The sequence below is a fragment of the Pararhizobium capsulatum DSM 1112 genome, assembly GCF_030814475.1.
Classification (GTDB): domain Bacteria; phylum Pseudomonadota; class Alphaproteobacteria; order Rhizobiales; family Rhizobiaceae; genus Pararhizobium; species Pararhizobium capsulatum.
The window spans coordinates 1792971-1804348 of record NZ_JAUSVF010000001.1 but is presented as its reverse complement, the minus strand read 5'-3'; the positions used below and the strand labels follow the sequence as shown (position 1 = coordinate 1804348).

10 protein-coding genes and 3 pseudogenes are annotated in these 11378 nt (G+C 62.7%); all 13 read right to left on the bottom strand.

What is annotated here, in order from left to right:
- Positions 1 to 58 precede the first annotated feature (58 nt).
- Positions 59 to 496, bottom strand: a complete 438-nt coding sequence (locus QO002_RS08680; RefSeq protein WP_370878469.1) for an RT0821/Lpp0805 family surface protein — start codon at positions 494 to 496, stop codon at positions 59 to 61.
- 223 nt (positions 497 to 719) lie between these two features.
- Positions 720 to 2108, bottom strand: a complete 1389-nt coding sequence (locus tag QO002_RS08675; protein ID WP_307233262.1) for a sensor histidine kinase — start codon at positions 2106 to 2108, stop codon at positions 720 to 722.
- A gap of 277 nt (positions 2109 to 2385) precedes the next feature.
- Positions 2386 to 3081: a response regulator transcription factor gene (locus QO002_RS08670; RefSeq protein ID WP_307228662.1), complete on the bottom strand. Its 696-nt coding sequence runs from the start codon at positions 3079 to 3081 to the stop codon at positions 2386 to 2388.
- A gap of 142 nt (positions 3082 to 3223) precedes the next feature.
- Entirely contained in the window at positions 3224 to 3475 is a 252-nt protein-coding gene (locus QO002_RS08665) for a hypothetical protein (protein WP_307228660.1), read from the bottom strand.
- Between the two features lie 140 nt (positions 3476 to 3615).
- Entirely contained in the window at positions 3616 to 3822 is a 207-nt protein-coding gene (locus tag QO002_RS08660; protein ID WP_307228658.1) for a hypothetical protein, read from the bottom strand.
- 24 nt (positions 3823 to 3846) lie between these two features.
- Positions 3847 to 7663: pseudogene (locus QO002_RS31115) on the bottom strand (baseplate multidomain protein megatron).
- A gap of 5 nt (positions 7664 to 7668) precedes the next feature.
- Positions 7669 to 8085, bottom strand: coding sequence for an NlpC/P60 family protein (locus tag QO002_RS08640; RefSeq protein WP_307228651.1), 417 nt, complete (start codon positions 8083 to 8085; stop codon positions 7669 to 7671).
- A gap of 118 nt (positions 8086 to 8203) precedes the next feature.
- A complete protein-coding gene (locus QO002_RS08635; protein WP_307228649.1) occupies positions 8204 to 9094 on the bottom strand; it encodes a phage/gene transfer agent baseplate hub protein in 891 nt (296 codons plus the stop codon).
- A pseudogene (locus QO002_RS08630) lies at positions 9091 to 9731 on the bottom strand (phage distal tail protein, Rcc01695 family). The gene QO002_RS08635 and the pseudogene QO002_RS08630 overlap by 4 nt, the downstream one beginning before the upstream one ends.
- A 121-nt stretch (positions 9732 to 9852) precedes the next feature.
- On the bottom strand, positions 9853 to 10386 hold the full coding sequence (locus QO002_RS08625) for a phage tail tape measure protein (RefSeq protein WP_307228646.1): 534 nt from the start codon (positions 10384 to 10386) through the stop codon (positions 9853 to 9855).
- Entirely contained in the window at positions 10376 to 10612 is a 237-nt protein-coding gene (locus QO002_RS08620) for a rcc01693 family protein (RefSeq protein ID WP_307228644.1), read from the bottom strand. The genes QO002_RS08625 and QO002_RS08620 overlap by 11 nt, the downstream gene beginning before the upstream one ends.
- On the bottom strand, positions 10609 to 10959 hold the full coding sequence (locus tag QO002_RS08615; RefSeq protein ID WP_307228642.1) for a gene transfer agent family protein: 351 nt from the start codon (positions 10957 to 10959) through the stop codon (positions 10609 to 10611). Before QO002_RS08615 ends, QO002_RS08620 begins: the two co-directional genes overlap by 4 nt.
- Positions 10959 to 11365 (bottom strand): annotated as a pseudogene (locus QO002_RS08610) (phage major tail protein, TP901-1 family). The gene QO002_RS08615 and the pseudogene QO002_RS08610 overlap by 1 nt, the downstream one beginning before the upstream one ends.
- Positions 11366 to 11378: the final 13 nt, after the last annotated feature.

Below are 11378 nucleotides of genomic sequence, written 5' to 3'. Positions count from 1 at the left end.
ACTGGAAAACCAGTTCTGGTCGAAATTTGAGGCGTTTCGCCGCAAGAGGACGTAATCGTCAGGTAAGAGGCGTCCAGCTGCCATCGCCGTTGCGGCAGGCCACGCCACGCGCAACATTGTCCTGCCCTTTGACCGAGACTGTGTGGCTGTACTGGCGGCAGTTCTGGGAACCAACCTGATAGGGGGCTGTCGCCACGACCGAACCACTGACGCCCGAGCCCTGCCACACGACAGGTTGACCGCCCGGCGCCGCCTCAAGCGCGCGATACTCGGCCTCAAGCGCGCGCTGGCGATCGGCCTTGCTCAAGGAAAGGTTGCTCTCGTGCCCGACGATGCCGCCGCCGAGGGCGGCGATATAGGATGCTGACCCGGCAGCGACCTGCGTGCTGCCCACTGCCCCAGTCGATGCGCAGCTGCCGAGCAGCAATGCGCAGCCCGCAAGCACAACACCTGCTCTTGCGGTCGCGGAAAGGGTCAAGCAGACGTTCTGGTTCATGATGCGGGACTATCCAGCTCTCGCGTTTGCGTCGTGTTCATCATCGCGCTTCCACTCTTCTGGGCCAAAGCACGACTCCGTGACTCCCGTCTTTTTTGCATTTGCTCAGCAGGCAGGCAACCTTTGATCCTTGGGGGTGCCGTATTCGCACAAGCTTTTGCTTATTTTGCAGACAACCCTGTCAAAAAAGTCACGTTTGTTTTGCAGTGCGGGTGAATAAAGCTCAGCTTACGCCCGGTAAAATGAGCTGCGCTCTCAGGCCACCGATTTCCGCACGAGAGAGCCCGAGCTTGCCGTGATACTCACCGGCAATTTCCTTGACGATAGACAGGCCGAGCCCGGTTCCCGGTTTGCTTTCATCAAGCCGCTTGCCCCGCTTGATGGCAATGGCGATCTGTTCCGGCTCAAGCCCCGGCCCGTCATCCTCAACATCGATCGTGACCCAGTGCCGCCGACCGGGATCGCTGCCATGCACGTTTTCCGGAGCCGGCTGCGCGATGATATGGACCTGTGCGCCAGCATAGCGGGCGGCGTTGTCCAGCAGGTTACCAATCGTTTCCTCAACGTCCTGCTGTTCCATCGCCAGCATCAACCCGGGTGCAGATACGGAAAATTCGAAGTTCTTGTCGGGATGAAGCCGTCGCATGACCCTGACGAGCCGCTCCAGCGCAGGCTCAACCTCGGTACGCGCCAGCACGCTTTCCCTCTGGGCCGCAATACGGGCACGGTTCAGATAGGATTGCACCTGCATCTGCATGGCATCAGCTTGATTCCTGACGAGATCGCCATGCGGCGCTTCCAGCACCCGCGCCTCATTGATCAACACCGCGATCGGCGTCTTCAGCGAATGGGCGAGATTGCCGACCTGCATGCGCGCTCGCTCGATGATCCGCCGGTTGCTCTCAATCAGAGCATTGACCTCGCTTGCCAGCGGCTGAATTTCGCGCGGAAAATCGCCGTCGAGCCGCTCACTTTCGCCGGCCCGGATTTTTTCCAGCGAACGTCGTGCCTGGTCAAGAGGTCGTAACCCGAACAGGATTGCCAGCGCATTCATGCCGAGACCACCGAAACCGAAGATGGACAAGGCAAGATAAAGATTGCGGTTGAAGTCGTTGATATCGCTTTCCAAAACATCGCGATTGCCCGCAACGCGAAAGCGGGCCGTATGTCCCTGGATATCGAGAACGACTTCCGTTTCCGCCACCTCCACCGAATTGCCGAACGAATCCGTCGTCGTATAAAAGCGTTCATAGCGAATGTCGAACGGCACTTCGTCCACACTAGGGATCGGCAATTTGCCGTTGCCCAGCGATGTCGACATCAGCGTCGGCGTATCGAACTCACCGATTGGCTCGACGATCCAGTACCAACCTGTCTGGGGTTGCGAGAACCGCAGGTCGCCCAGCTGCGGACTGCCCGCCAGGACGGATTTGTCGTTGACGACCACCGAGTTGATAACGTTGTAAAGCTGCGCGCGCAAAAGATCTTGAAAGCCGCGCTCGGATCCCTGCCGATAGAGGGTGGAGATGACCACGCCGATTACGACCAGAGCAGCGACGGCCCAGATGGTCGAAACGAGAAGAACGCGCGCCGTCAGCGATTGCGGTTTCAGCATATCCGGTCACACCCGGTTTGCTCCCTCTTCTCCCCGGCGGGGAGTATGTGGCGGGCAGCGCTGAATGAGGGGGCGGGCTGGTTGGGCCGCACAATACCCCCCTCTGCCCTGTCGGGCATCTCCCCCTCAAGGGGGGAGATCGACACGAGGCCGCCTCTCGCTCCCCATCTTCCCCCTTGAGGGGGGTATGTCACGAAGTGACAGAGGGGGGTAAAACCATCCGAAGGCACCGTCCGAAACCTGATATCCCCACCGCCTCGCATATCGGCTCCGATCAGGACTTGGCGCTCTTGTCTGCCAACGCGCCGGCGCCCGGCGGCTGCATGCGATAACCGAGCCCACGCACAGTTTCGATCAGGTCGTTACCGATCTTCTTGCGCAGGCGTCCGACGAAAACCTCGATCGTATTGGAATCACGGTCGAAATCCTGATCGTACATGTGCTCGACCAGCTCCGTGCGTGACACGGCCTGGCCCATATGGTGCATGAGGTAAGAGAGAAGGCGGAATTCGTGGGACGTCAGCTTCAGCTGAACCCCGTCTACCGTCGCCTTCGAAGCCTTGGTATCGAGCCTGACGGGTCCACAGACGATCTCGGAGCTCGCATGACCTGCCGCACGCCGGATCAGTGCGCGGATACGGGCCAGCACCTCCTCGACATGGAAGGGCTTGGCCACATAGTCATCGGCCCCGGCATCGATCCCCGAAACCTTGTCGCTCCAGCGATCGCGCGCCGTCAGGATCAGCACCGGCATGACCTTGCCGGCACCGCGCCATTTTTCCAGAACGGTAATGCCGTCCATCTCCGGTAGGCCGATATCGAGGATTACGGCGTCATAGGGCTCGCCTTCGCCGAGATAATGCCCCTCTTCACCGTCATACGCCTGATCGACGACATAGCCGGCTTCCTTCAGCGCTTCCGCGAGCTGTCGGTTGAGATTGACGTCGTCTTCGACCACGAGAATGCGCATGAACGAATTTTTCCTCTGTTCCTCGCCCCTATCCCCCCGCTGCAACCATATCCGTGCAGCAAAGCAGAATCAGGAGCTGCCTATTCCATCGCTCGCTCAGGATTATGCAAGCCCCAGCCAGCATTGCCGGCGGAATAAGGTATTACATGGGCACGCGCACCGTCACCTTTTTCGGACGGCCACCATTTCCGGGAATGAGCACGGTGACGACGCATTTGCCGTCCGAGGTGGGCTGGGCCGACAGGAGTTCACCGCCGGTATCGGCAACCACCTGCGCTGCGGCCGCGCTGCAATCCCCATCGACCGTGACAACCATCGATGGCAGATCAACTGCAGGCGGCGAGAATCCGGAGAGACCCGCGGCAAGCGTTGCTATGATCAATGGTGAGGACATGAACGCACTTTCGAGGACTGACGTTTCTTCCGTTTTTTAATAGACCATACTGTCTGAATGGCAAATGAATGTCGGGTTACAAAGGCTTCACCTATGCCGCCAGCAAGTCCAAAGGCACGATCACAGCGCTTCAAATGACATCAACGCAGCCTTTTGCTTGCAGATATCCGGCCATAGATTGCAACCAGCCCGCCGCCCGCCGCCGCAATCGTGGTCAATGCATCAACGAATTGCCGCTGATCCTGCGTGCCGATCTCAATCCCCGCCAGATGCGCGCAGGAGGCGAGAACGGCAACCAGCGCTCCCCAGACCGTCATCGACTGATACCACCCTTTCAACTCAACCATGCAATCTCCTTTTTTCTTTCTGTGTCATAAGGCCAACACTGCTCGTGCCGGCACCCCAAGCCCCACCTTGGCCCCAAGCTGGCGGACACGAATCGAGATCGTGCTCAGCGGTCCGCCAAAGTCCGTCGTCTCATCGGCCGCGGTATAAATGAAGGAGGTCGTGGGACTTTCCGAGGCTCGCTTGACAGTCTCCCCGTCGAGAATGTCGATGCGATAGCGCTCCTCGGCCTCGTCGAGCGCGATGTCGCCATCCAGCCAGTGATCGGCATCGCGCCGCGCGCAACGGATCCAGCTCAGCCGGATATCGCCGCCCGTCAATCTCTCGGCTGTCAGGTGAACCGGCGCGACCGGGGTCGCCGCCCTGATGCCACCGGAGAAAGCAAAGGGACCGACCGCAGTTTCTCCCGCCGCTTCCACGATAAAATTGAGCAATCGCCCGGTTTCGTCAGCCCCCAGCCCGATCGACTTCACCGCCTCGTCCAGCACGACAGCAACGGCACCCGTTCCGCTCCCCGCGGCCATGGCGTCGCCCGTGCCATGCAATCCGCGCAACAAGCCCGAAAGCCGCCATTGCCCGGCCGCAACCTCCTCGGCCTCCAGAAAACCGATGACTTCCCAGACCCCATTCGCCGCCTGCACAGCCAGCCGGTTCTGCCCGTTCAACACGGCAATCCGCGACGCCGAAGACAAACCGCCGAAATCGAGGTTCACCAGCAGCGCCTGCGACCAGTCGAAACGACCGGCGACACCCGGCGCTAACGCCGCAGTCAGCATGCCGGTCTTCGCCGGCCGGTCGAAGCGCTGCCGCAACCTATACCCGTCCGTCGTCGCAGAAGACGACAGCATCGCCGGCCGCCAGGGCCGCGCGAAAACCGCCGCCCGTGCGAAACTCGCCGCCCCGTCGTATTGCGGAAGGTCCATCAGCATCACCACCGGTGAGAATGCATCCGAGGCCAACCGCGAAGGACGCAATCCAGCGTCGGAGGCACCACTGCCCCACCGTTCCCAGATGGCTGAAACGCCCGCGCCTCGACGCGACGCATTTTCCCGTCTTCTATCCGCTCGATGATGAACCGTCCCTCCGGCCCATCCTCGAAGCCAACGACATCGCCCGGCTCAAGCGCCGACGCCGCAGGCGAGAGACTAAACCGTACATGCCGCCGCGCCGCCTGATGGTCCTTCAGCACGTCCTCCACGGCCCCCGCCGCCATGCCCTCATGCAACACCGCCGGTGGCGAAAGCCTGAGTACCCGCTCGCTCGCCACCCCGGCTCGTCGTGACCGCACTGTTGCCCGCCCATAGTCCGCCGTCGCATCGAAGAAATCGATCAAGGCCTCCCCGGCAAAATCGCTGCCATGCCTCCGCGTCTCCTCATAGGGCGCTGCATCCCCATCCTCGGCCAGCACATCGATCATACTCGTCTTTGCCGCCAGCTTCAGCCGCGATCGAAACCGCGGCGTCCCACCATCCTCCACCGCATCGATCGACAGCGCCTGCATCAGCGGCTCCAGCACATCCCGCGCCGAAGCCTGCTCCGCCTGCACATACCCCGTGACATCGCCGGTCACCCCTGACGTATCCGCATCCGCAAAACCATGGTCCGCCAGAACGGCGCGGATCACATCCCCCGCACCCGCCGCCCCGAGCCGCCCGTTCAGCCAGTGTCCCTTCTGCCAGTTATCCCCATCCGCCCAGAGATCGGTATTTTCCGGAAAAGCCGGCATTGGCCGCGCATCCCAGGTCCACACGAACAAATGATCCGGATCGACCGGACCATCAGCCTCCGCCCAATGCGCATGATGCGCCTCCAGAAACCGCCGTTGCACGACATCCGAGCGCCCGCCATTGGAAAAATACGGAACCGCATTCTCCGACGATTTCGGATCGACGAACACATTCGGCTGGTTGCCGCCCTTGTCGATCGCCGGACAGCCCACCTCCGTAAACCAGATCGGCTTCGATCCAGGCACCCAAGCCGTCGAGCCCGTCAACTCGATACCGCCGATCCGGTCGTGATGAACATTACCCCACCAGCTTTCCAGATCCTTGTAACGATAAACCCAGGGCTTGCCCGCCAGCCCGTCGGTGATCGGCGTGCGCACCCGCGCCCTGCGATCGGTCTCGTCCTGATAAAACCAGTCGAACCCCTCGCCACCCGTAATCATCCCCTGCATCGCCGCAGCATCGACGCCATGCATCCATCCGGATTACCGTTCCAAAGGTCCCCATCACGCCAGTCCGAAACCGGCATGTAGTTGTCGATCCCCACCGCATCAATGTCGGCCGAGGCCCAGAGCGGATCGAGATTATAGTGCACCTCGCCGGACCCATCCGCCGGGTGGTAGCCGAAATACTCGCTCCAGTCGGCCGCATAGGTAATCTTCGTTCCCGCCCCGACGACTGCCTTGACATCGGCAGCCAGCGCCACCAGTTGCTCAACAAACGGAAACCGCCCCTCATCATCACGCAGCTGCGTCAGCCCCCGCAATTCAGAGCCGATGATAAACCCATCAACCCCGCCTGCTGCCTCGGCCAGCAACCCATAATGCAGCACCAACCGCCGATATCCCTCGTCCGTACCGCCTGAGATGATAGTCCCCGAAACCGTAAAATCTGCCGCCTCAGCCGTCCCGCAGAAATCATCAATTTGGCTGCGCGCCGCTGCGGTCCTGTCCGCCGTTCCCGGCTCGCCAATCGCAGGATGGCTGGTAATGCGCCCCGCCATGGATAGGCCGGCTGCCCGATCCCGCCATACGGGTTCGGCAAAACATTGCCATCGGCAATATCCATCATCACGAAGGGATAGAGATAGACCTTCAGCCCCCCGCGCCTTCAGGTCCGCAATCGCCGCGAAGACGCTCGCATCACTCGGCGTGCCGCCATAGGCCGGCCCGCCGCCATCGCTGCTCACCAACAGTGCATGCGCGCGATCGATGCCATTCACCGACCAGACCCGGCTCTCATTCTGCCGCACCGCCGTCTCGACTCCCGGCATGATCCTGCAGTCTCCGGCCCGCAAATCCGTTCCGAACCATGAAACCACCAGCGCCACCCGCTCCAGCGCCGGACACAGCGCCTGCAGTTCATCAAGCGAAGCCTGCCAGTCGCTCGCCGCGTGAAAGACATTGCGGTTGATCCGTCGGCTTTTCCCCGCTCCCGTCTTCACGGTGACGACATGGGGGTCATACCCATGCTCACTGGCACCGGGAATGATCGTCACCGCCCGGATGTCTTTCTCCAGCTGCCCGACCGGCCTCAAGACCTCGAACTGGATCACAGGAATACGATTGCCGAAGCCATCGATCGGCAGTCGCTCGAACACTGCATAGGCAAGCCCGCGAAAAGCCGGCGCCTTGCCCGTCCCCTGCTTCGCCTCGATCAGCGGATCGGGTGCCTGCATGTCCGCCCCACGATAGACCCGCATTTCAACGGTGGTGAGATCAAGCTCCCGCCCATCCGCCCAGACCCGCCTGATACCGGCAATCTCACCTTCGCAGATGCCGAGCGCAAAATTGGCGAAGTAGCGAAACGTCTCGACCCGCGGTCCGCTCGCCTTGCCGCCCTGCCGCTCGCTCCTGACTTCCTCTTCGAACCGAGTCGCCCAGATCAGCGTGCCACCGATCCGCACCGTGCCATAGGCGCGGGTAATCGCCGTGCCTTCCTCCGCCCCCGGAATCCGCGCATCCGAAAGCCGCGCCCTCGAAACCGTGCCACCACCAATCAGCGCCCGGTCGATTGCCGACCCTGCTAAGGCCCCGGCCGCCCGCCCCAGCACGGCCCCGACTGTTCCGAAAACACTGCCAAGAGCCGCGCCCGCCGCCTGCAGAAGGATCGTCGCCATGGATTCTATCCCTTCTCCGGAAACCGAAACACCGCCGCAATCCGCCACCGCCACGAAGGCACGAGCGCGGATTCGATCACGGCGGCCTGCTCATAAGCGTGGATAAACCGCCCACCATCGGCGAGGATGCCCGCATGTTTCGCCGGCATCTCCGCCCGCCACCGAAACAGCAGCAGATCCCCCACCCGCATTTCGCTCACCGGCACCGCCGCCCCGAAATGCCGCAACGCCGCCGCCATCAGCCGCTCCTCGCCGCCCCGCTCCGCCCAGTCGGGCTGATAGGGCGGCGGCATCTCCGGCTCGTCGCCATAAAGATCCCGCCACACCCCGCGCACCAGCCCCAGACAATCGCAGCCGATCCCCCGGGCGCTCGCCTGATGCCGATACGGCGTCCCGATCCAGCGCTGCGCCGCCTCGATCACCTCACGCCCAACATCACAGTCCGGGCCGCTTGCTCTCTCTTCTCCCCCGCGGGGAAAAGGTGGCCCGAAGGGCCGGATGACGGGGCCGACTGGTTCCGGGCTTGCGGCCCCGCCCCCCTCATTCATAAAGCGGCCGCCCGTCATGAACCGTATCCCCATCCGCATAGCCGAAGGCAAAGTCGCCGCCGGGCATATGCGGAAAGCCGCGAAAATTGAGCCCGTTCGAAAACCGTGCCCGACAGGTGGCAAAGCTCTTGTCGCACCCCACCGTCGCCACGAACGTATCCCCGACCACGATCGGCAAAGCCGGCGGCAGCCACAGCGAAACCGTCACCGCCCCGCCATCTCGCCGATGATCGTCGATATCCGAGACCATCCCAACGTTGCCCCCACTCAGGAATGTCAGCGTCCCATACCGGCACTGCCCCGGCACAAATCCCTCAAGCCCCGAAACCACCAACCGCGTCTCGCCGAGCACAGCCGACACCGCCCCTTCCACACGATAAGCCGGGCTGTCGAGATCGACCCCGCACCGGCCATCCCCGAGCGTCGCATCGCACCGACGGCTATAGACCCGCCCCTGCACCTGCCCCAGCCGATGCGTCATCCGCCGCAGTTCCGCACGGAAGGCACCGCCGGCCCTCACCACCTCGCCGATCTCCTCGACGCGCAACAGGATGTGTTGTTCCGGCGCCTGCCAGTTGACGAGAAAGGTCTCGACCTTCGCCCCGTCATAGCGCCCCGCCAGAACATCCGCCTCGCCGATCGCATCGCCCGAAAAACCACCCGTCACCTCGCCCGCATCGACCGAAAGTCCGCTGGCCGCCTCGCTATCGGCCGCCGCAAATCCGCTCGCCGCGAGGTAAAGCGTTCCCGAAACTACGAGATCACGATCGTGCTCGGTAAAGCCCGCGACAACCCCGTCACGCCGCGTCACGCGCCAACAATGACAAACCGTCGTCGCATCGCCTTCCAGATGCGCCGCAAGGCCGGCAGGAACTGTTCTCATGGCTTGATCTCCACCAGAGGAATGGACGGAATGCGCCCGGCCTGGAACTGCGCCAGGTCGATCTCGATCCGGTCGGTATCGAAGCGTACCGGCACCTCGAAGCGAAACCCGGCGCGCACGACCGCGCCGCCAGCCGGTATCTTCCCCGGCAGAAACGTCACCTTTCCCGTCACCGCATCCAGTGTGAAATCGGCAGGAGGCGCCGCCGCCCCGCCAACCGTCAGAACCACGCTCCCCGCCACCGGCTTCTCAATCATCCGCGTTGTCGTTCCTCCGGCATCGGCATAGACCTTGCAAAGCTGGAACGTTGCCGTCACCCATTGCCCGTACCGATCGCCTGGTCGGCAGCGCTCACCGTTGCGATCGGCCCGCAGGACTGAAAATCGACCGGATCGCGAAACCGGAACCCGTTCAGCTGTCCCGCCCGCGCCTCGAAGAATTCAAGCACCCGGTAGAGATCGGCCACGGATTTCACCCCCGATCCGGCATCGTAATGCCGCCGCGCATCGCGCCATCGGCTGTTGCGGTTCTCGCGCCCGTTGGACAAACTGACGATATCCGTGCGCCGCACCGGCCCGCCGCTTGTGCCGAGCGCCAGTTGCAGCGGAAACGCCACTTCATGAAATCCCGTGACCATGTGGTTATCCCTGTCGTTTCAAAGTTGTCGAAAAGGAACAGGCGCCTTCAAGCTCATGTAAAAGCGCAAGATTGGCGCGCATCAAAAACGCGAATCCGTGGAATCCCTTACCGCCAGAAGCTCACAATCCACGTTGGCCGCGCCGCACCGTGCGCGTCAGCAAAGCGGCGATCTGTCCCTCCGACCGGCGGAAGCTTTCGACATCCGTTGCACTGACATTGAAGACGACATTCATCGCCCCACCACCCTGAGCCGCAACACCCAGCGCCCCGTCCGCTCCGCGCCTCAGCGGCAGGATCGCCTCCGACCCCGCCTCGCCCATCAGGCCGGTACCGCCTGCCATCGGAAAATAGGTCGGCGCCGAAACCACGCCGCCATCAGCAAAAGCCTTCACCCCGCCGGAAACGCCGGAGATCAGACTGCCGATCGCCCCCTCCAGCGGCTTGATGCCCGCCGAAAGCGCGATCTCCGTCAGCCGCAGCCCCGCACTGCGCAGGATGTCCTCCAGCCCCTTGCCGCCCCTGACCGCCGAGGTCAGCGCCCCCGTCAGCGCCGAGCCAAAGGACCGCGACCGCTGCTCCAGTTCCGCCAGAACATCCGAAAGCCCATCGGCCTCTTCCCGCGCTCCGGAAAAATCGAATTGGTCATTTGCCATCACGGGTGTCCTCTCTGTCAGGAAACGCCTGCCGCAACGCCTCAAACGCTGCTCGATCGATCGACGCGCCGCGTCTCGGCCCGCCAAGCGCCGCCACAAGCTCCCGCGGCGTCATCCGCCAGAAATGTTCGGAAGAAAGCCGCAGACGGGAAAACCCCGCTTCCATCACCGCTTCCCAGGGGAAGGCCGATGCGGAAACAGGCGCAACCCCACCTGCGGCTCTCAAGGGTTTGCCGGTTGTTCCTCGCCCGCAAAGGTCGCCGAGAGCAACGCGCCGGTCAGCCCCGCCATGGCCGCCAGCCCACCATCAACGCTCATATCGGCCACATCTTCGTCATCGATCAGATTGCCGCCACCGCGCAGGCCCGCACCAAGGATACGGATCATATCCGCCGCCTTCAGCCGCCCCTCGGCAAACCGGCCGGCCAAGTCCATCAGATTATCGGCTGCAAAAGCCGTTTCCAGCTCCGCCAGACTGCCGAGCGTCAGGCAAAGTATCCGCCGCTCGCCATTGATGACGGCTTCGATCTCGCCCCGCCGCCGGTTCGCCCGGCCTAAAGTCCCGGTCCCCATCAAAGTGCCGTAAAGGTTAGCGCGCCAGCAGATTCCAGCGCGATCTCGAACAGAACCTCACCATTGTATTGACCGGAATATTCCAGCGCCGTTACCTGAAACGCCCCGGTCACGGTGCCAAATCGGGAATGACGATCTGCCAGTTCTGCACGACAGCCCCGAAGAACGCGGTTCGCACCAGCGCATCGGAAGCCTGGTCCTTGAATATCCCCGCCCCCGAAACCGAAGCCCGCTGGATACCCGTTCCACCCAGCAACTCGCGCCAACGACCCGCCGATTCCGCATCCGTGCCATCGACCGTCTCGGCATTGAATGCAATCCGCTTCGACCGCAGCCCCGCCACCGTCGCGTAAGTCCCGCCATTGTCGATCTTCAACAGAAGATCCTTGCCCTTCTGAGCCACCATCCGCCTTGTCCTT